This is a genomic window from Mycobacterium sp. 2YAF39 (genome assembly GCF_052114565.1).
In the GTDB taxonomy this organism is placed as follows: domain Bacteria; phylum Actinomycetota; class Actinomycetes; order Mycobacteriales; family Mycobacteriaceae; genus Mycobacterium.
The window spans coordinates 1-20,273 of the sequence record NZ_JBFREZ010000012.1 but is presented as its reverse complement, the minus strand read 5'-3'; the positions used below and the strand labels follow the sequence as shown (position 1 = coordinate 20,273).

The window sequence follows — 20,273 nt, the reverse complement described above, 5'->3', positions numbered from 1 at the left end:
GCGCGTCGAACGCAGTGCCGTTGATCCAGCTTACCCGCGGGTAACGGGGCCATTTACTCGCGCACCGCGCCGACCGGTTCGTGGTCCGCCGCATCAGCCGTTTCACGGGCCATCGCGGTGAGCAGTAGCTCGCAGTGGTCAGCAAGGCGCTCGCGCAGCGGTGCCGCCAGTTCGGCGATGCGCTGCTGGATCCGAACGTATTCGGCGCGCCCTGCCGGCGTTTCGATCGCTATCGGCTCGAAACCGTAGTCGCGCAGATCGTAGGGGCTGGCCCGCATGTCGAGCTCGCGGGCCTGTGCGGCGAGTTCGAGGCACTCCATGACCAGCTCCGAATCCACCAAGGGGCCCAACTTGTAGGCGAACTTGTAGCAATCCATGGCCGCGTGCACACAGCCCGGTTGTTCCGCGCCGATCTGACCGTCGCGGGTCAGCTGTTCGCTGTTGCGCTCGGTGGCCGGCTCGGTGAAGAACCGGAAGGCATCAAAATGGCTGCACCGCAACGGCATTGATTCGACGACCGCGTCGGTGCCTGCGGTCCCGAGCCGCAACGGGACCCCGTCGTGGCGCACCGATGGCGCGCGGTAGACCATCGCCCACTCGTGCAGTCCGAAACAGTTGAGCCGCGCGGGCCGCGACGCCGTCGCCCGCAGCAGTCCGGCGATGAACCGCACGGTGCCGGCACGGCCCCTCAGGTGCTCGCGGGTCACCGTCACACCGAGCGCCGTGGGTCCGTAGCCGCTGCGGTCGAGATAGCGCGCCGCCGTGTCGCCGGCCAGTACAACGCCGAAACCCGGATGCCATGTCCGCAGCTGGCGGGGACGGAGGCTGTAGTAGGTGAAGAGGAAGTCCCACACGGGATGGGACTGCCCGGCCGGTGCCCGGAAGGACCGCAAGAATTCTTCGACCCGCTCGCGGTGCCTCTGCTCTCGAACCGTCCAGTCACGCTCGTCGAGCACTACCTCGCTGTGCGCAGCCTCACACACGGTGCGTCCCGTCGCGCACCGTCCCCACGAGGTCCTCGACCAGGTCCTCCAGCGCCACCATGGCGGACACGCTGCCGTCGGGTGCAGTGAGAAGGGCCAGGTGAGCGTTGTCCCGGCGCAGTCTGGAGAGCGCGTCGGGCAGCGACATCGACGCCGGGACCCGCGGCAGTGGGCGCACCAGTGTCGAATCGACGACCGCCTCGGCGTCGTGGACCAGCGGCAGGACGTCCTTGATGTGCACGTAACCGACGAACTCGTCGCGGTCGTTGACCACGGGGAATCGTGAGTAGCCCGTTTCAGCCAGCGCGCGCTGGATTGCGCCGACACTAGGCCCGGCGCCTTCGGCGGCGACGGCGACTGCGTGGACCTTGCCAGGCGGTATCGCGACATCTGCCGCCACCCGATCGCGGATCTCCAGCGCTCGAGACAACCTGTTGTGCTCCTCGGGATCGAGCAGCCCTTCCGATCGCGACTCGGCGATCATCTCGGACAACTCGACCATCGAAACCGTGTTTTCCAGTTCGGGCTTGGCCTTCACCCCGACCATGCGCAGGGAGATGTGCGCGAACCAGTCGTAGAACGCGATGAACGGCCGCGCCGCGCGGATCCACAGCAGGTACGCGGGAACGAGCAGCATCGCCGCCGATTCCGGTCCGGCGATCGCGATGTTCTTCGGCACCATCTCGCCGAGAAGAACGTGCAGAACCACGACGATCGAGATCGCCACGATGAAGGACACGGTGTGAAGCACCGCATCCGGGATGCCGACGAGGTGAAACGGCGTCTCGAGCAGGTGCGCGACCGCGGGCTCGGCGACACGGCCCAGCAGAATCGAACAGACGGTGATGCCCAGCTGCGCACCAGCGAGCATCAACGACAGATTCTCGCCGGCACGGATGACGGTCATCGCGCTGTGCTTGCCCTGTTCGGCCAGCGCCTCGAGCCGGTCGCGGCGAGCGGATATCAGCGCGAATTCCGAGGCCACAAAGAAGGCATTGGCGGCGAGCAGCAGCGCCGTCAGCAGCACGCCGAAGAGGTCACCCATCAGTTCCCTCCTCGTCTGCGCTGCCGTCAGGGCCGAGCTCACGCAGCTCCAACAGGTCAATTCTGCGGCCGTCCATTCGGACAACGTTCGCCTGCCACCGCACTCGATCTTCTGACGGCCTGTCTGGGTTGAACGCCGTCAATTCCACCGTTTCGGTTCGCTTGGGGATGTGGCCGAGTTCTTGCAGAACCAAACCGCCGATGGTTTCGTATTCACCTTCGGGCGCCCTAAAGCCGGTCGCTGCTGCGACTTCGTCGATGCGCAGCAGCCCGGACACACGCCAGCCGTCGGCTGTCCTCAGCACGTCAGGGGTCGCGTCGTCGTGTTCGTCGCGAACGTCGCCAACGATTTCCTCGATGAGGTCCTCGACGGTGACCATGCCTGCGGTGCCCCCGTACTCGTCGACGACGAGTGCGGTCTGCAGGCCGTTCGCCCGGATCTGAGTCATCACCGCGTCGCCGTCGAGGGTGGATGGCACCTTGGCGACAGGCAGCGCCAGGGTGGACAGCGGGGTAGCGGCCCGTCGCTCCGGTTCTACCTCGAAGACCTGCTTGATGTGGATCATGCCGATGGTTTCGTCCAAGTCGCCCTCGATGATCGGAAACCGTGAATAGCCGGTCTCGATCGCCGTGGTGATCAGGTCGGCCACGGTGTCACTGGCCTGTAGCGCCTCGATCTTCGATCGAGGAGTCATCAGTTCCTCTGCGGTGCGCGCGCCGAACTGCAGCGAGCGGTCGACTAACGCCGCGGTGACCGGATCGAGTGACCCGCGGCGGGCGGAGTTTCGGACCAGCGACACCAATTCCTGAGGCGAGCGGGCCGACCGTAGCTCTTCGGCCGGCTCGATGCCCAGCCGGCGCAGGATCCAGTTGGCCGTGCCGTTGGTCAGACGGATCACTGGCGTGAAGAACATGGAGAACAGCACCTGGGGCGTCGCGACCACCCGCGCTGTCCCGAGGGGGTGGGCCACCGCGAGGTACTGCGCCACCAATTCGCCGTACACCATTGACACCGAGGTCGCGATCAGAAGGGATAGGCCCAGCGCCGTGCCCGCCACCCAGTTGTCCGGCAGTCCAGCCGCGAGCAGCGGGCCCTTCAGCAGGCTCGCGATCAACGGTTCGGCGAGATAACCCGTGATCAGTGTGGTCACGGAGATCCCGACCTGGGCACCGGAGAGCTGGAACGAAAGCGTGCGATGAGCTCGCTGCACCATTTTGTCGCGTGGACCGCCGGTGCGTGCGTTGGCGTCCACGGTGCTGCGTTCCAGCGCGGTGAGCGAGAATTCGGCGGCGACGAAGACCGCCGTGCCTGCGGTGAGAACGACGAAGCCGAGCAAGGCGAGCAGAGTGAAACTGACGCTCATCGCGTCCTCGCCGAAAGCGCGCCGGGCCCGTAGCCCGGCTGACTAGGGGAGGGCTCGGCGTCGGTCGGTTCGTCGCCGGGCCGCTCGGCCCGGAAGCTCACGGCCTCAACGGGTGCCTGCGGCACAGGGTCCCTTTCGAGTAGACGCATGGAGAGTGGAACCCATGTTAGCCGGTGACGTCAGGCTGATGGGCTCACCAGCCCGTCGGCAGCGGATGTCCCTCGGCGAACCCCGCCGCGGACTGCACGCCGAGCACGGCCTTCTCATGTAGCTCGCCGATGGTGTCGGCGCCCACGTAGGTGCAGGTGCTGCGCACCCCCGACGTGATGTGATCGAGCAGGTCTTCCACCCCGCCGCGGGACGGGTCCAGACCCATGCGCGACGTCGAGATGCCCTCCTCGAACAACGACTTGCGGGCCTGGTCGAACGGGCTGTCGCCGGCGGTGCGCGCCGCGACGGCGCGCTTGGATGCCATGCCGTAGCTCTCCTTGTACGGGCGGTCCTCCCGATCGCGCATGAGGTCGCCCGGCGACTCGTACGTGCCGGCGAACCACGAGCCGATCATCACGTTCGACGCCCCCGCGGCAAGCGCCAGCGCGACATCGCGAGGATGCCGGACACCGCCGTCCGCCCATACGTGGCCGCCGAGTTGCTTTGCCGCCTCGGCACATTCGAGCACCGCCGAGAACTGCGGCCTGCCGACGCCTGTCATCATCCGGGTGGTGCACATCGCGCCCGGCCCGACGCCGACCTTCACGATCGACGCACCGGCGGAGATCAGGTCGCGCGTTCCCTCCGCCGACACCACGTTGCCTGCCGCCAGCGGCACCCCGAGGCCCAGTGAGGACACCGATTTGATGGCGTCCAGCATCCTGAGCTGATGTCCGTGTGCGGTGTCGATCACCAGCAGGTCGACACCGGCCTCGGCCAGACTCCGGGCTTTCGCCCCGACGTCGCCGTTGATGCCGACGGCCGCCGCGATACGCAGGCGGCCCATGTCGTCCACGGCGGGTGTGTAGATACCCGCCCGGATCGCGGCGGTGCGGGTGAGCACGCCGGCCAGCGTGCCGTCGGGCTCGGTCAGCACAGCCACGTCGACGGGCGCGTGCTCGAGCAGGTCGAACACCTTCCGTGGATCGGTGCCCGTCGGCGCGGTGACGAAATCGGTCACCGTGATGTCGCGGACCCGGGTGAACCGGTCCACTCCCTCGCATCCGGACTCGGTGACCAGGCCGATCGGCCGGCCCTCGAAGAGCACCACCGCGGCTCCGTGGGCTCGTTTGTGAATCAGCGCCGTGGCGTCCGACACCGAATCGTCGGGGGAGAGCACCACCGGGGTGTCGACGACGAGGTCGCGGCTCTTGACGAAGTCGACCGTCTGCTGCACGGCGGAGATCGGAAGATCTTGTGGCAGAACGACAATGCCACCGCGGCGCGCGACCGTTTCGGCCATCCGCCGGCCCGCCACCGCGGTCATGTTGGCCACCACCACCGGGATCGTGGTGCCGGAGCCGTCCGACGTCGACAGGTCGACGTCCATCCGGGACAGCACATCCGAACGTCCGGGAACGATGAAGACGTCGTTGTACGTCAGGTCGTAGGCGGGCTTGTGGCCGTGAAGAAATTTCATCTCGCCACGATTCTAGTTCGGACCTGCGTTTCCGCAGTTCAGGGCGGACTAAGCCTCGACTTCGCGGCGGTCCCCACTCCATAGCGTGTGGAACCGTGCCGAGGGATCAGCGTCGATACGGCCGTAGGTGTGGGCGCCGAAGAAGTCACGCAATCCCTGGGTGAGCGCCGCGGGCAGGCGCTCGGTGCGCAGCCCGTCGTAGTACGACAGCGCCGAGGAGAAGCCGGGGATCGGGATGCCCAGTTCGGTCGCGGTCACCACGACACGACGCCAGCTGTCGATGGCGGCCTCGATCGCCTCGCGGAAATACGGGGCCACGATCAGCGAGGGCAGTTCGGGGTTCTCGTCGAACGCCTCTTTGATGCGGTTGAGGAACTTTGCCCGGATGATGCAGCCGCCGCGCCAGATGGTGGCCATGTCGCCGGGGGTGATGCCCCAGTCGTATTCCTCGCTGCCCGCCTGGATCTGATTGAACCCCTGCGCGTAGGCGATGATCTTGGATGCGTACAGCGCCTTGCTGACGTCGTCGATGAACCGCTTTGCGTCGCTGGGCTTCTCGCCGAGATCGCCGGAGGCCAGACCCGTCGTGGCCTTGCGCTGGGCCACCGAGCCCGACAGTGCGCGGGCGAACACCGCCTCGGCGATCCCTGTCACGGGCACGCCGAGGTCCAGCGCCGACTTCACGGTCCACCGGCCGGTGCCCTTCTGCTCGGCCTCGTCGAGGATCAGGTCGACGAGCGGCTTGCCGGTTTTGGCGTCGTTCTGGCGCAATACCTCTGCGGTGATCTCGATGAGGAAGCTGTCCAAATCGCCCTTGTTCCATTCGGCGAACACGTCGGCGATCTCGGGTGCGGTCAGCCCCAGGCCGTCGCGCAGCAGCTGGTAGGCCTCGCCGATCAGCTGCATGTCGGAGTACTCGATGCCGTTGTGCACCATCTTGACGAAGTGCCCCGCACCGTCGGGACCGATGTGGGTGCAGCACGGCACACCGTCGACGTGGGCGGAGATCTCTTCCAACAGGGGGCCGAGCGACTTGTAGGACTCCGCCGGGCCGCCGGGCATGATCGACGGGCCCTTCAGGGCGCCCTCCTCGCCGCCGGAGATGCCTGCGCCGACGAAGTGCAGCCCGCGCTCGCGTATCGCCTTCTCACGGCGGATGGTGTCGGTGAAGAGCGCATTGCCGCCGTCGATGATGATGTCGCCTTCCTCCATCGCATCGGCAAGCTCGTTGATCACCGCGTCGGTCGGATCGCCCGCCTTGACCATGATGATCACCCGGCGTGGCTTCTCCAGGGCCGCAAGGAATTCACCGATGGTCTCGCTGCGCACGAAGTTGCCCTCCGAGCCGTGCTCCTTGAGCAGCGCATCGGTCTTGGCGACCGACCGGTTGTGTAGTGCGACGGTGTATCCATGATGGGCGAAGTTGCGCGCCAGGTTGGAACCCATGACCGCGAGGCCGGTGACCCCGATCTGAGCAGTGCCGGTCGTGGGATTTTCAGACGAGCTCATTCGGGCAGCCTTTCGTTTAGTTGTGCAGAACCGGCCTACTACAGAAAAACGCCTACGCGGTGAACAAACGATTCAACTCGGTCAACCATGGCAGGACCACCGCGACGGTAGGCAGCACCAGCACGGCCGCAGCGGCCACGTAGGCGCAGGCGGCGACCGTCAGACTGTTGCCGCGACCGCCGAGACGGCGCACGCGAACCACGGTGGTCGGTCCGCCTGCCGCAAGCGCCCCCGCGGGTGTGCGGCCGGTGGCGCAGGTGACCAGTGCGCGAGCCAGGGGAGTGGGACCGGCGGCACGCACCGCGGCATCGTCGGCCAGCATCTCGATCAGCAATCGGACGGCGTCCAGCGCGCTGGCGCTGCGGACGAACCGCGGGAACGCGGCGTGCACCGCGATGAACATCTCGAGCACCAGGTCATGCCGGGCCCGCAGGTGTGCGCGCTCGTGCGACAGGATCGCGGCAATCTCGTTGTCCGCCAATGACGTCAACGTGCCCTCGCTGACCACCACGCGGCTCCGCACGCCGGGCAGGCAGTAGGCCAGCGGCTCCTCGACGTCCAGAATCCGCAGCCCGGCCTTTTGCGATTTGCCCACCAGGTCGACGACCATCCTGTGATGCGCGCGCCTGCGCCTGGTCGCTATCGCGACCTGCACGATGGCCACGGCGAGCCGCGCCCCGATCACCACCGTGAGTGCGAACACCAAGAGATAGGCGATCCACAGCGGCCAGCCCAGAACGTCGATCTCGCTCGCGATCGTCGCCGTCGGTCTGCCGTCGTGGCCGGGCGCAAAAAGCCTGCTGGCTATGGCGATTCCAGCGGAGAAGGCCGAAAGGACAGCGGCCAGCGCAATGGACTGCCACAACACGATGGCGGCCCGCGGTGCCCGCGACGGCCAGGTTGCCCGCGCCAGCATCGCCGGCACCGGTCCCGACAGGACCAGCGCCATGACGGTGAAGGCCAGCGCGGACACGCTGTAAGTCTCTCTCAGCCGGTGCCCGGCTCGCCAGCGGGTGGCGATATCCGGTGCTTGGTCTCCAACTCGGATAAGGCGCGACGCAGAGCCGCCGCCTCTTCGGCATTGACGCGCTCGACGAAGTGCACGAGCGCGGCCTCCCGACCACCCGAGTCCGCAGCTTGATCCAGGGCGTCGACCATCAGCCCGGCAACCAGTTCATCGCGGCCATGTGTTGGCGCGTACCGATGGGCGCGGTCGTCGCGGTGCTGAACGACGAGGTTCTTCTTCGCGAGCCGCTGCAGGACGGTCATGATCGTGGTGTAGGCAAGGTCGCGCCGGGCCGCGAGTGCCTCGTGCACCTGGCGCACGGTCTGGGGTTCTCGCGCGGACCACAGGTGGTCCATCACCGCGCGTTCCAACTCCCCTAAACGCGTCATCTTGGCCATTCTTCGTTCATCTCCTAGAGACGGTAGGTCCAGCGTACTACGGGTTTACTACCGTGCGTCGTATCAGGTAAGGCCTACGTCGTACGGCGCGGCGCCGTACGTGCCCGACGAAATGTTGTCGCTTCGTTCCCTCCGAGGTCACCACCCCTTCGCCCGCCCCTGTGAGTCCGGTCACAGGGTCTGGCCACGCCGGTCCATCTGACTATAGTAAGGCTAACCTAAGTCACATCGGGAGGTCCCATGACGGTTCTGGTCGACGACCCGCTCATCGCGAGCATGGCCATCGAACAGGCCCTGCCGTTACACGAATCGAGTCGCCGCCTGCGCGAGCTCTATCCCGAATGTCCTCGGGTCTACGGCGTCGCGGTGATAGGCGACCTGTCGCGCAGGCGCTGGTGGCCGCTGACGCAGGCGCTGAGCAGCGACCGGCTGTACTCGATGTTCAAGCTCGCGGCCGAGGAGACCGAAAGCGGCGCAGCCGTCGCGCAGCAGCTTGCCGCGACCTTGGCGCACGTCGTCATCGGACGCGTCATTCCGCTGCTCGTGATCGAGGGCCGCGCCTGGGACACGGGCCTGGAGAACCTCTGGGTGCACGTGGATTCCGAGGGTGCGATCGACTGGGTCGGAGTCGTCGATCCGACACTGCGCGCGCTGCCCGACGACCCGTTCTTCGGTAGCCGCACGGCGGTCCGGGCGACGACCGCGCGGGACGGAATCGTCGCTCTGCCCAACGAGGCGGCGCTGACGACGTGGATCGCACACCGTAGCCATCGCACACTCGAGCCGCTGTTCGGCAAGCTCGCCGAGGTCTGCGGTGCGGCGATCTCGATCGCGTCGATGTGGCACATCGTCGGCGCGGCGGTAGTCGGCGCGGCGACCCAGGCGCCTCTGCTGGCCGGCTCCAGCGAGCTGACCGGCATGCGGCGGGGTCAGGCCGTGCTCGACGCACTGGTCGGATTCGGACTTCCGGTACGTGGCACCACGAGGTCGGCAGCAGGGACAGCAGGGAAGGTCTTGCTAAATTAGGGCAGCCTTGCCTATGCTCTTGTCAGGCAAAAGCTCGTACCACCGGACCGCCCCGGAGTCCTGAGGGCTGCAGTGACTCCCGGTCCACACGAAGGATGGGCCCCGCACTCTGTGCGGGGCCCATCCGCATTTCCGGGTCTCGACCGTCGGCGCGCTGATGTCAACGTGTAGACAAATTGCGTGACCACAGACATCCGCTCCGCCTTGGGTGCCGGCTTCGACTCGGAGATCGGTCTCGAATTCCTCGAGCTGACCCCTGACGGCGGCACAGCCCGCCTCCAGATCACCGACAAACTGCTCCAGCCATGGGGAATCGTGCACGGCGGCGTCTACTGCGCGATCATCGAGAGCCTCGCCAGCGTGTCGGGACAGGTCTGGCTGTCCGAGAACGGTAGCGGCAATGTCGTCGGGGTCAACAACAACACCGATTTCCTGCGCGCGATCTCCGAGGGCACCGTGACGGCCGTATCGACACCCATCCACCGCGGCCGTCGGCAGCAGCTGTGGCTGATCACCATCACCGACGACAAGGAGCGCGTAGTGGCACGAGGCCAGGTGCGGCTGCAGAACCTTCCTGCGGAGTAGCGGCCCTCTTTCCTCGCGCTGCTGAGGTGTGCGCGCCGTGGCAGTATCCCCGACTATGCGATTAACGCCGCATGAACAGGACCGGTTGCTGCTGTCGTATGCCGCAGAACTGGCGCGGCGCCGCCAGGCGCGCGGCCTCAAACTCAATCACCCTGAGGCGGTCGCCTTGATCACCGATCACCTTCTCGAGGGAGCGCGCGACGGACGTACGGTCGCGGAGTTGATGGCCAGCGGCCGTGAGGTTCTCAGCCGCGACGACGTCATGGCAGGCGTTCCGGAGATGCTTGACGACGTCCAGGTCGAAGCGACGTTTCCCGACGGTACGAAACTCGTCACCGTCCACCATCCGATCTCATGACGGCCGAGCGCCCGTCGTGGGCACCCGGTGAGATCGTCTACGGACAAGGCGATATTGAGATCAACCAGGGTGCGCAACGGCTCGACATGGACATCGTCAACACCGGCGACCGCCCCGTCCAGGTCGGCAGCCATGTGCATCTTCCGCAGAGCAACGCCGCGCTGCAGTTCGACCGCGCCGCCGCGCACGGCCACAGGCTCGACATTCCCGCGGGCACGGCTGTGCGGTTCGAACCCGGTGTCGCGCAGCGAGTTTCCTTGGTCCCGCTGTGCGGATCGCGTGAGGTGTACGGGCTGAGTCTGCAGCCGCCTGGCCGATTGGATGTGCGATGAGCGCTGTTTCGCGGGCCAGATACGGGGCGCTGTTCGGGCCGACCACCGGCGACCGCATTCGGCTGGCCGACACCGATCTGTTCGTCGAGATCACCGAGGACCGCAGTGGTGGGCCGGGATTGGCGGGTGACGAGGCGGTCTTCGGTGGCGGCAAGGTGCTGCGCGAGTCGATGGGACAAGGCCGCGTAACCCGGGCCGACGGCGCGCCCGATACGGTGATCACCGGGGCGGTGATCATCGACTACTGGGGAATCATCAAAGCCGACATCGGTATTCGTGACGGCCGGATCACCGCGATCGGCAAGGCGGGTAACCCCGAAATCATGTCCGCTGTGCATCCGGACCTGGTGGTCGGTCCGTCGACCGAGATCATCGCGGGCAACGGCCGCATCGTCACCGCAGGCGGGATCGACTGCCATGTGCACCTGATCTGTCCGCAGCTGAAGGAGGAAGCGCTCGGCGGTGGAATCACCACGATCATCGCCGGCGGTACCGGGCCCGCGGAGGGCAGCAAGGCGACGACCGTCACGCCCGGGGCGTGGCATCTGGGCCGCATGCTGGAGGCGCTGGACTCATGGCCGATGAACATCGCGCTGCTCGGCAAGGGCAACACCGTCAGCGCCGAATCCATGTGGGAGCAATTGCGCGGCGGCGCTTCGGGTTTCAAGCTGCACGAAGACTGGGGGTCGACACCCGCCGCGATCGACGCCTGCCTGTCCGTCGCCGACGCGTCAGGGGTCCAGGTGGCTCTGCACTCCGACACCCTCAACGAGGCGGGCTTCGTCGAGGACACGATCGGCGCGATCAACGGCCGGTCGATTCACGCGTACCACACCGAGGGCGCGGGTGGCGGGCACGCACCGGACATCATCCGAGTGGCCGCCGAACCGTACGTGCTGCCGAGTTCCACGAACCCCACCCGGCCGCACACCGTCAACACACTCGACGAGCACCTCGACATGTTGATGGTGTGCCATCACCTCAACCCCTCGGTGCCAGAGGATCTCGCGTTCGCAGAGAGCCGCATCCGTCCGTCGACGATGGCCGCCGAAGATCTTCTGCACGACATCGGCGCGATCTCGATGATCGGCAGCGACTCCCAGGCGATGGGACGCATCGGGGAGGTGGTGATCCGCACTTGGCAGACCGCACATGTGATGAAGCGCCGCCGCGGTGCCCTGCCCGGCGATGGCGTCGCTGACAACAACCGCGCCCGCCGATACGTCGCGAAGTACACGATCTGTCCCGCCGTGGCGCATGGACTGGACCACGAGGTCGGTTCGGTGGAGACCGGCAAGCTCGCCGACCTCGTGCTGTGGGAGCCGGCGTTCTTCGGCGTGCGCCCTCACGCAGTGATCAAGGGCGGCATGATCGCCTGGGCGGCAATGGGTGACGCGAACGCGTCCATCCCCACGCCGCAGCCGGTCCTGCCGCGGCCGATGTTCGGCGCGGAACCCGCGGCTGCGGCGGCGACATCGGTGCACTTCGTGTCCAGACAGGCCGTCGACGACGGGCTGGCCGACCGACTCGCCGTGCGCCGCAGGCTGGTCGCGGTGAAGGACGTTCGGGGCGTCGGAAAGGCTCACATGCCGCTCAACGACGCCCTTCCCGAGATCGAGGTCGACCCCGACACCTTCACCGTGCGCATCGACGGCGACGTCTGGCACGAGGACCCTGCTGTCGAATTGCCGATGGCACAACGCTATTTCCTGTTCTGAGGGGTGTTCGCATGACGAGCCTGGCCACGCTGCTGACGCTGTCGGACTCGCGGCTGCCCACCGGCGGTCACGTCCACTCCGGCGGCGTCGAAGAGGCCGTCACCGAGGGGCTGGTCCGCGATCTGGTGACGCTGCGGGCGTTCCTACGCCGGCGGATCCGCACCACCGGACTGGTGACCGCGTCGGTGGCCGCGGCCGTGCACAGCGGAAGCCTGACCACCACGGCGGCCGATCAAGAGATCGACGCCCGCACACCGTCGCCCGCCGCGCGCCAGGCATCCCGCTCGCAGGGACGCGGCCTGTTACGGCTGGCGCGGCGGGTCTGGCCGGCAGGCGACTGGGAAGCACTCGGCACGACACCGCACCTCGCGGTTGTCGCGGGTGTGGTCGGCGGGGCAGGCGGGCTCGAACCCGAACAAACGGCACTGACGGTCGTGTACACGACGATGACAGGGTCGGCGACCGCCGCGCAACGGCTGCTGGCCCTCGACCCCGGCGACGTCGCCGCGCTGACCTTCGAGTTGGCGGCGTTGTGCGAGGCGACCTCGGCGGCGGCCTGCAAGGAGCTTGCCGACCTTTCCGACCCGCTGCTCGACGTGCTGGCCCAGCGGCACAGCCAACGCGAGCGACCCCTGTTCGCATCCTGAAAGAGAGCGCTTACATGCCACCGCATTTCCTCGACGGCCAGCCACATGGCCACTCCGACCGACCCAAGCGCCAGCGGGAGCCGGGGGAGCCGCTGCGCATCGGTATCGGCGGCCCCGTCGGTTCGGGTAAGACGGCATTGGTGGCCGCGCTGTGCAGGCAACTGCGCGACGAACTGTCACTCGCGGTGCTCACCAACGACATCTACACCACCGAAGACGCCGATTTCCTGCGTCGTCACGCCGTTCTTCCGGACGGTCGCATCGCTGCGGTGCAGACCGGCGGCTGTCCGCACACCGCGATCCGCGACGACATCACGGCGAACCTCGACGCGATCGACGACCTCATCGCCGGCAACGAGCGGCTCGATCTGATTCTGGTGGAATCCGGCGGCGACAACCTCACAGCCACCTTTTCGTCCGGGCTCGTGGACGTGCAGATCTTTGTTATCGACGTCGCCGGTGGTGACAAGGTGCCCCGCAAGGGTGGACCGGGTGTGACGTTCTCGGATCTGTTGGTGATCAACAAGACCGATCTCGCTCCGCTCGTCGGTGCCGATCTCGAGTTGATGCGCCGCGATGCGGCCACAGTGCGCGGCGAGCGCCCCGCGGTACTGATCTCGCTGACTGAAGACCCCGCTGCGACGGCGGTGCTGACGTGGGTGCGGGAACAGCTGCGGGTACCGGTCTAGTGCGAAGCGACGTGCTCATCGTCGCGCGTCACGACCGGCGGCCGCGCATCGAATCCCGGGGCGGGCTCGCCGCGCGGGAAACCGAGCCCGACACGGTGCACCTGGTGTCGGCGGCAGCCACCCCCATCGGCGGTGACTCCGTATACGTGCGCATCGTCGTGGAACCCGGTGCCCTGCTTCGGGTGCGCACGGCCGCGGCGACAATGACGCTTCCCGGTCCGACCACGCTTGAGTCACATGCGATCTGGAGTCTCGAGGTGGCAGGTGAGCTCGATGTCGATCCGCAACCCACGGTCGTCGCGGCCGCTTCCCGACACTTCACGTCGACACGCCTGGCCCTGGACGGGCCGGGTCGGGTGAGGGTGCGTGAACGGGTTCAGATCGGCAGAAGTGGAGAGCGGCAAGGGTTTTGGTCCGGGTCCCTCCATGCCGACGTCGAGGGATCGGCACTGCTGCGGCACCGCATCGAGCTGGGTCGCGGTTCGGTGGCGGACGACGAGCTGGGCGCACCGATGGCATGCATCAGCGAATTGCACTATCCCGAATCGGACGCCGACACCGCGGGCATGGCACTCGCGCTGGCGCGTGGCGGCTGCCTGTCGACGTGGCAGGGCGAGCGGCTCTAGACCGCTTCTCGCTCCGGATCCTGCACCAGAGCGGCGATTTCCTCGAGCTCCTCGATTCTGGTGCGGGCGTACGCCTGCTGTTCGGTGATCGTCAGGTTCCCGCGGGCGGTCGACAGGAACGTCACCGTCCACGACAGCAGCGTGGTGATCTTGCGCCGGAACCCGACCAGATACACAAGGTGCAGCACCAGCCACGCCAGCCAAGCGATGAGTCCACCGAACTCCAGCGGCCCGATCTTCGCCACCGCAGAGAAGCGTGACACCGTGGCCATCGAACCCTTGTCGAAGTACTGGAACGGCTCGCGTTCGGCGGGATTGGCGCCCTTGAGCTCCGCCTTGATGGCCTTCGCGGCGTACTTGCCGCCCTGTATCGCGCCCTGCGCCATACCGGGGACGCCTTCGACGGCGGCCATATCGCCCACGACGAACACGTTCGGATGACCGGGGACCGTCAGGTCGGGCAGCACCTTCAACCGTCCCGCCCGGTCGACCTCCGCGTCGGACTGCTCGGCGATATCGCGGCCCAGCGGGCTGGCCGACACACCGGCCGACCACACCTTGGTGGCGCAGTCGATGCGACGGAACGTGCCGTCGGGATCCTTGACGGTGATGCCGTTGCGGTCGACGTCGGTGACCATCGCGCCCAGCTGGATCTCGACGCCCATCTTCTCCAGGCGGGCCTTCGCCTTATTGCCCAGCTTCTCGCCCATCGGGGGCAACACGGCCGGGGCGGCGTCGAGAAGGATCACCCGTGCGGTGGTCGAATCGATGTGCCGGAACGCGCCTTTGAGGGTGTGGTCGGCGAGTTCGGCGATCTGCCCGGCCATCTCGACGCCGGTGGGGCCGGCCCCGACGACGGTGAACGTGAGCAGCTTCTCGCGTCGGGCCGGGTCGCTGGAGCGTTCGGCCTGCTCGAAGGCACCCAGGATTCGGGCGCGCAGTTCCAGCGCATCGTCAATCGACTTCATGCCCGGGGCCCACTCCGCAAAATGGTCATTGCCGAAGTAGGACTGACCCGCTCCCGCCGCGACGATCAGCGAGTCGTACGGGGTGACATAGGTGTGCCCGAGCAACTCGGACCTGACGGTCTTACTGGCCAGGTCGACGTGGGTCACATTGCCCAACAGCACCTGCGCGTTCTTCTGCTTGCGCAGGATCATCCGCGTCGGGGGAGCGATCTCGCCGGAGGCGATGATGCCCGTCGCGACCTGGTAGAGCAGCGGCTGGAACAGATGATGGGTCGTCTTGGCGATCATCTTGACGTCGACGTCGGCCCTCTTGAGCGCCTTGGCGGCGGTGAGTCCGCCGAACCCCGAACCGACGATGACGACTCTGTGCCTGTCAGTTGCAGTGGCTCCGGGATGGCTCATTTTCGGGCTCCTCGACGGTGCTTCACGTGCATGTACCTACCCATTACGGTAGCCGCCCGAACCTCCGATGGCCGCATCGTTGCGCTGTGTTGTTTCCCACGTCAGCGGGGCGGAATTACGCGTCGAGCAGCGGCTTCAATATCGGCCCGAGGGCGGCGACCCGGCCCGGGTGGTAACCGTCGATGTTGGTGACCGGGCTGAGGATCACGCTGTCCACGCCTGCGTCGAGGACTTTGGTCTTGATCTGTTCGGTCACCTGCTCGGGACTGCCGTACACCGCTTGCTGTTTGACGTTGTCGGGGATGAAGTCGGGGGTGACGTTCTCGTCGAGGATGGTGAAGATCAGCGTGCTGGTCTCCAGCGTGGCCGGGTCGCGGCCGATCTCCTCGCAGCTTTTCTTGACCACGTCGACCTTGCGGCGCAGTTCGTCGAACCCCGCGATGATGTTGAGGTGGTCGAAATACTTGGCCGCCAACGGGATCGTCTTCTTCTCACCGCTGCCGCCGATCATCAACGGAATATGGTCGCGGTAACGGGGATTCGCCATCGCTTCGACGGTTTGGTAGTACTTCCCGGAGAACGTCGGCCGCTCACCCTTGATCATCGGCAGGATGATCTGCAGTGCCTCGCCGAGCTTGTTGAAGCGGTCAGTGAAGGTACCGAATTCGTATCCGAGTTGGTCGTGCTCGAGTTCGAACCAGCCCGTTCCGATGCCGAGAATCGCGCGCCCCGCGCTGACGACGTCGAGCGTGGTGATCGCCTTGGCCAGCAGCGTGGGATTGCGGTAGGTGTTCCCGGTTACCAGGGTGCCGAGCTGGACGCGTTCGGTCGCGGTGGCCAGCGCGCCGAGCGCGGTGTAGGCCTCCAGCATCGGCTGGTCTGGGGTGCCGAGACCCGGCAGTTGGTAGAAGTGGTCCATCACGAACACGGAGTCGAAGCCCGCGGCCTCTGCCTCCTGTGCCTGCGCGATGACGGTAGGAAAGAGTTCGGGCACGCCGGTGCCGTAGGAGAAGTTGGGGATCTGGAGTCCGAGTTTGATGGTCACGCCCTCACGTAACCACAACTAACCGGGGCGATCACCCCGCTTTAGCTATCGGTGAACGAAGGAATTTTTCAGGCGAAGTTCGCCAGCGCACCGTGGCTGACGTGCAGCGTCTGGCCCGTGATGTGCTTGGCGGACGGTGTGGTCAGGAACAACGCGAGTCTGGTGATCTCGTCGGCCACCGGCGGAGGCGTGCGCGACAGGCCGTCGTAACCGGGTTCGGCGTTTCGGCCCGACGCGACCACGTTCGCGGTGATGCCGCGGATGCCGAAGTGCGCGGCCTGCCCGGCGGTCCAGTCGGACAGCGCCGCCTTGATGGCCGATTCCGCGCCGCCCTCGGTCGGGCTTTCGGGCAGGATGCTGATGATCGAACCGCCCGACCGCAGGTGGTCACCCAGGATCTGCACCGTGAGCACGGCCGACAACACCGTCGCATCGAGCGCGTTGCGCCACGCCGTGGCCTGGTCAGCAAGGGAGTACGTGCGCGGATCGCCGGCGTCCCACCGGGGGGCGGGCACGTTGACGATCGTGTCGAGATGGTGGGGGAACTGGTCGCGTGCCTCTTCCAGGCTCGCGGGGTCCGTGTTGTCGAACACGATGGCGTCGACTTCGAGTTCTTTGGCCGCAACGTCCAGATCGTCGCGCCGTGCGCCGGCGATCACGACCCGGTGGCCCGCATCGCGGAAGCTCTCCGCGATCGTGCGGCCCAGTTCGGTGTCGCCTCCGGTGACGAGTACCTCCATCGCAGGGACCTCCTCCGTGTTCAACGCTGAACCCCAGTCGTTGCACGAAATGTTACTGGACAGTAGCTACAGGACGAAACGCGGCGCGCGGGGCTTGCCGCCACATCGCCGCCGAAGTGCCATAAGGTCGTGATCTGTGAGGCCCATCGCTGCGGTGACCACCTCGAAGACCCTCCTGATTTCCGCGGGTCTCGCCACGCCTTGACGCCGTCGGCCCCCCTCCCGCGCTGGATTTACATCCCCGCCGCGCTCGGGGCACTTTTCGTCGCAATCCCGCTCGTCGCGATCGCGGCCAAAGTCGACTGGCCGCGGTTCTGGTCGTTGATCACCAGCCCGGCGTCACTGTCCGCGTTGGAGCTGAGTCTGCGCACCGCGACGGCGAGCACCGCGCTGTGCCTGGTTCTCGGCGTGCCGATGGCTCTGGTGTTCGCCCGCAGCGACGCCGAGGTGGTGCGGATGACCCGGCCGCTGATCCTGCTGCCGCTCGTGCTTCCGCCGGTCGTCGGCGGTATCGCGCTGCTGTACGCCTACGGCCGCCTCGGCCTGATCGGGCAGTACCTGAACGCCGCGGGCATCCAGATCGCCTTCACGACGACGGCCGTCGTGCTCGCGCAGACGTTCGTATCGCTGCCGTTCCTGGTCATCTCGCTCGAGGGTGCTGCCCGCACCGCCGGAACCGAATATGAGGTCGTCGCCGCCACACTCGGCGCCCGGCCGACTGCCGTGTGGTGGCGGGTGTCGTTGCCGCTGCTGGCTCCCGGCCTGGTGTCGGGCGCGGTGCTGGCCTTCGCCCGCGCGCTGGGCGAGTTCGGCGCCACCCTGACCTTCGCCGGTTCGCGCGAGGGCATCACCCGCACGCTTCCGCTTGAGATCTACCTGCAGCGGGAGACCGACGCCGACGCGGCGGTCGCCCTGTCGTTGTTGCTCGTCGTCGTCGCCGCGGTCGTCGTCCTCGGCCTCGGCAGCAGGCGCCTGCGCGCAGGAGGCGTCAATGCCTGGTGATCGATCGTGACCGACGTCAGCGTGCGGGCGGTCGTCGTGAACCGTGGCGTGGACATCGAATTCACGGTTGCCGCCGGGGAGGTCCTGGCGGTACTCGGCCCCAACGGCGCGGGAAAGTCGACGATCCTCCACGTGATCGCGGGTCTGGTGCGACCTGATGCCGGTGTCGTGCGCCTCGGCGATCGGGTGCTGACCGATACCGCGGCGGGGACGCACGTCGCCACCCACGACCGCCACGTCGGCCTGCTGCTGCAGGACCCGCTGCTGTTCCCGCATCTGAGCGTCGCTGCCAACGTGGCGTTCTCGCCCCGCAGCTCGCGGGCGGATGCGACACGTTGGCTGGGTGAGGTCGAGGCTTCCGACCTGGCCGAGCGCATGCCCCGGCAGCTCTCGGGAGGGCAGGCGCAGCGCATCGCTCTGGCTCGGGCGCTGGCCGCCGAACCCGATGTGCTGCTGCTCGACGAGCCGTTGACCGGACTGGACGTGGGCGTCGCCGCCACGATGCGCAAACTTCTGAGCCGGGTTCTGGTTCGCGACGGCCGCTCGGCGGTGTTGATCACCCACGACCTGGTCGACGTGCTCACCCTCGCCGACACGGTACTCGTCCTCGAGGACGGCAAGATTGCCGAAAAGGGTTCCACCGCAGCGGTTTTGAGCGCACCTCGCAGCAGATTCGGGGCGCGTTTCGCGGGGGTGAACCTGGTCGTCGGCACCGCGGGCCCAGATGGTGTGCTGATGACGCTTCAAGGTCAGCCCTGGTACGGAGTACCCGGACCCGACGCCGTGGTCGGACAACCGGCGGTGGCGTTGTTCTCACCGGCTTCTGTCGCCGTGTACCGCGACGAACCGCACGGCAGCCCCCGCAACACCGTGGCCGTCACGGTCGCCGAACTCGACAGCCACGGGCCCGCGATCCGCGTCCGCGCCGAGGAGCAGTCGGACGGCGTGCCGGGCATCGCCGCGGACGTCACCGCGGACTCGGCGGCCGAATTGCGGCTGACGCCGGGGGAGCGCGTCTACTTCTCGGTGAAGGCGCAGGAGATAACCCTGCTCCCGAGCCCGTAACAGCGCGATGCGTCGCCACGAAGTACCGACTGGATAGCATCGAGCCCCGTCGTGTACCGCACCCCGCGCCACGCGAGGGGGCTTGTTATCTCAGCAATCGGCTGTCCCGATGTTGAGCAGGAGGGTTAACGTGTACAGCAATGTCACAGTTAAGCACTTTGGGAGCAACTCGCACTTGCGTCACGGCGGTAACACGGTAGTTTCTTTCCCATGAATGAGCCGGACGCGATACGCGAACACCGCAAGGGCCTCTCGAAGTCGCTGGCGATCGCGGCGCTGACCGGCGCCACAGCGGTGGCGCTCGCGCTGCCGTCGATCGCGCAGGCGCAGCCGGAGCCCACCCCGACGCCACCGCCGCCGCCGAGCGGCAACACGTTCATGCAGGGGCCACCTCCGCCGCCCGGGTCGCCGGTGCCGCCGCCCCCGCCGCCTGCTGATCCGAATGCGCCGCCACCTCCGCCTGCGGATCCCAACGCGCCTCCGCCGCCGCCTGCTGATCCGAATGCGCCGCCGGCTCCGCCGGCCGTCGATCCGGGGCGCGTCGACAACGCCGCGGGTGGCTTGAGCTTTGTGGTGCCTGCGGGGTGGAAGGTCTCGGACTCCACCCAGCTGTCCTACGGCCAGGCGTTGTTGACCAAGATCGCACCCGAGGGTGCAGAGCCGCCGAACGATACGAGCGTGCTGCTCGGCCGCCTCGATCTGAAGCTGTTCGCCGGGGCCGAGACCGACAACACCAAGGCCGCCCAGCGCCTGGCATCGGATATGGGCGAGTTCTTCATGCCGTTCCCCGGTACCCGCATCAACCAGAAGACGGTTCCCCTCGACGCTGCCGGCATGCCGGGTGTGGCGTCGTACTACGAGGTGAAGTTCACCGACACCAACAAGCCGACCGGACAGATCTGGGCGGGCGTCGTCGGTGAGCCGGTCGAACCCGGCACGCCACGCGGCCAGCGCACTCCGCAGCGATGGTTCGTCGTCTGGCTCGGAACGGCAACCAACCCGGTGCCTCAGGAAGAGGCCGCCACACTTGCCAACTCGATCCGGCCCTACGCCGCGCCGGTGGCGCCGCCGCTGGATCCGAATGCGCCTCCGCCGCCGCCGGGCGCGCCTGCCGCGCCTCCCGCACCGGCCGCACC

The 20,273-nt window shown here is 67.2% G+C and carries 21 protein-coding genes; 11 read left to right on the top strand and 10 right to left on the bottom strand.

The features are described 5' to 3' along the window. Positions 1-53 precede the first annotated feature (53 nt). The 7 genes from AB4Z42_RS25635 to AB4Z42_RS25605 all read right to left on the bottom strand — a co-directional run bounded on the left by AB4Z42_RS25635 (position 54) and on the right by AB4Z42_RS25605 (position 7,934). Positions 54-983, bottom strand: coding sequence for a 3-methyladenine DNA glycosylase (locus AB4Z42_RS25635; protein ID WP_442012052.1), 930 nt, complete (start codon positions 981-983; stop codon positions 54-56). Beyond that, positions 976-2,028: a hemolysin family protein gene (locus AB4Z42_RS25630; RefSeq protein ID WP_442012051.1), complete on the bottom strand. Its 1,053-nt coding sequence runs from the start codon at positions 2,026-2,028 to the stop codon at positions 976-978. The genes AB4Z42_RS25635 and AB4Z42_RS25630 overlap by 8 nt, the downstream gene beginning before the upstream one ends. Beyond that, positions 2,021-3,391, bottom strand: a complete 1,371-nt coding sequence (locus AB4Z42_RS25625; RefSeq protein ID WP_442012050.1) for a hemolysin family protein — start codon at positions 3,389-3,391, stop codon at positions 2,021-2,023. Before AB4Z42_RS25625 ends, AB4Z42_RS25630 begins: the two co-directional genes overlap by 8 nt. A gap of 193 nt (positions 3,392-3,584) precedes the next feature. Next, entirely contained in the window at positions 3,585-5,021 is a 1,437-nt protein-coding gene (locus AB4Z42_RS25620; protein WP_442012049.1) for a GuaB1 family IMP dehydrogenase-related protein, read from the bottom strand. Between the two features lie 48 nt (positions 5,022-5,069). Next, a complete protein-coding gene (gene gndA, locus AB4Z42_RS25615; RefSeq protein WP_442012048.1) occupies positions 5,070-6,530 on the bottom strand; it encodes an NADP-dependent phosphogluconate dehydrogenase in 1,461 nt (486 codons plus the stop codon). A gap of 52 nt (positions 6,531-6,582) precedes the next feature. Further along, entirely contained in the window at positions 6,583-7,503 is a 921-nt protein-coding gene (locus AB4Z42_RS25610; RefSeq protein WP_442012047.1) for a M56 family metallopeptidase, read from the bottom strand. A gap of 14 nt (positions 7,504-7,517) precedes the next feature. Further along, on the bottom strand, positions 7,518-7,934 hold the full coding sequence (locus tag AB4Z42_RS25605; RefSeq protein ID WP_442012046.1) for a BlaI/MecI/CopY family transcriptional regulator: 417 nt from the start codon (positions 7,932-7,934) through the stop codon (positions 7,518-7,520). Between the two features lie 240 nt (positions 7,935-8,174). On the opposite strand from AB4Z42_RS25605, the gene AB4Z42_RS25600 reads away from it, so the two are divergent. The 8 genes from AB4Z42_RS25600 (at position 8,175) to AB4Z42_RS25565 (ending at position 13,915) form a co-directional block, all read left to right on the top strand. Further along, complete coding sequence (locus AB4Z42_RS25600) at positions 8,175-8,960, top strand: iron reductase (RefSeq protein ID WP_442012045.1); 786 nt, start codon at positions 8,175-8,177, stop codon at positions 8,958-8,960. A gap of 180 nt (positions 8,961-9,140) precedes the next feature. Beyond that, a complete protein-coding gene (locus tag AB4Z42_RS25595) occupies positions 9,141-9,545 on the top strand; it encodes a PaaI family thioesterase (RefSeq protein ID WP_442012044.1) in 405 nt (134 codons plus the stop codon). A gap of 55 nt (positions 9,546-9,600) precedes the next feature. Further along, complete coding sequence (locus AB4Z42_RS25590) at positions 9,601-9,903, top strand: urease subunit gamma (protein ID WP_442012043.1); 303 nt, start codon at positions 9,601-9,603, stop codon at positions 9,901-9,903. Further along, on the top strand, positions 9,900-10,235 hold the full coding sequence (locus tag AB4Z42_RS25585; protein ID WP_442012042.1) for an urease subunit beta: 336 nt from the start codon (positions 9,900-9,902) through the stop codon (positions 10,233-10,235). The genes AB4Z42_RS25590 and AB4Z42_RS25585 overlap by 4 nt, the downstream gene beginning before the upstream one ends. Further along, on the top strand, positions 10,232-11,953 hold the full coding sequence (locus AB4Z42_RS25580) for an urease subunit alpha (protein WP_442012041.1): 1,722 nt from the start codon (positions 10,232-10,234) through the stop codon (positions 11,951-11,953). Before AB4Z42_RS25585 ends, AB4Z42_RS25580 begins: the two co-directional genes overlap by 4 nt. 11 nt (positions 11,954-11,964) lie before the next feature. Further along, positions 11,965-12,600: an urease accessory protein UreF gene (locus AB4Z42_RS25575; RefSeq protein ID WP_442012040.1), complete on the top strand. Its 636-nt coding sequence runs from the start codon at positions 11,965-11,967 to the stop codon at positions 12,598-12,600. 14 nt (positions 12,601-12,614) lie between these two features. Beyond that, positions 12,615-13,289, top strand: coding sequence for an urease accessory protein UreG (gene ureG, locus AB4Z42_RS25570; protein WP_442012039.1), 675 nt, complete (start codon positions 12,615-12,617; stop codon positions 13,287-13,289). Continuing rightward, positions 13,289-13,915: an urease accessory protein UreD gene (locus tag AB4Z42_RS25565; RefSeq protein WP_442012154.1), complete on the top strand. Its 627-nt coding sequence runs from the start codon at positions 13,289-13,291 to the stop codon at positions 13,913-13,915. Before ureG ends, AB4Z42_RS25565 begins: the two co-directional genes overlap by 1 nt. Here the strand turns inward: AB4Z42_RS25565 and AB4Z42_RS25560 are convergent. The 3 genes from AB4Z42_RS25560 to AB4Z42_RS25550 form a co-directional block, all read right to left on the bottom strand. Continuing rightward, positions 13,912-15,285 (bottom strand): NAD(P)/FAD-dependent oxidoreductase, encoded by a 1,374-nt coding sequence (locus tag AB4Z42_RS25560; protein ID WP_442012038.1) that lies wholly within the window; start codon positions 15,283-15,285, stop codon positions 13,912-13,914. The two genes, AB4Z42_RS25565 and AB4Z42_RS25560, sit on opposite strands and share 4 nt — an antisense overlap. 115 nt (positions 15,286-15,400) lie before the next feature. After that, positions 15,401-16,330, bottom strand: a complete 930-nt coding sequence (locus AB4Z42_RS25555) for an LLM class F420-dependent oxidoreductase (RefSeq protein WP_442012037.1) — start codon at positions 16,328-16,330, stop codon at positions 15,401-15,403. Positions 16,331-16,398: 68 nt separating this feature from the next. Next, complete coding sequence (locus tag AB4Z42_RS25550) at positions 16,399-17,070, bottom strand: SDR family oxidoreductase (RefSeq protein ID WP_442012036.1); 672 nt, start codon at positions 17,068-17,070, stop codon at positions 16,399-16,401. 201 nt (positions 17,071-17,271) lie between these two features. On the opposite strand from AB4Z42_RS25550, the gene AB4Z42_RS25545 reads away from it, so the two are divergent. From AB4Z42_RS25545 to AB4Z42_RS25535, 3 genes are all read left to right on the top strand, one after another. Further along, positions 17,272-18,072, top strand: coding sequence for an ABC transporter permease (locus tag AB4Z42_RS25545; RefSeq protein WP_442012035.1), 801 nt, complete (start codon positions 17,272-17,274; stop codon positions 18,070-18,072). Between the two features lie 6 nt (positions 18,073-18,078). Then, complete coding sequence (locus tag AB4Z42_RS25540; RefSeq protein WP_442012034.1) at positions 18,079-19,137, top strand: sulfate/molybdate ABC transporter ATP-binding protein; 1,059 nt, start codon at positions 18,079-18,081, stop codon at positions 19,135-19,137. A gap of 210 nt (positions 19,138-19,347) precedes the next feature. After that, positions 19,348-20,273: alanine and proline-rich secreted protein Apa (locus AB4Z42_RS25535; RefSeq protein WP_442012033.1), on the top strand; the 926-nt coding region annotated here is incomplete at its 3' end.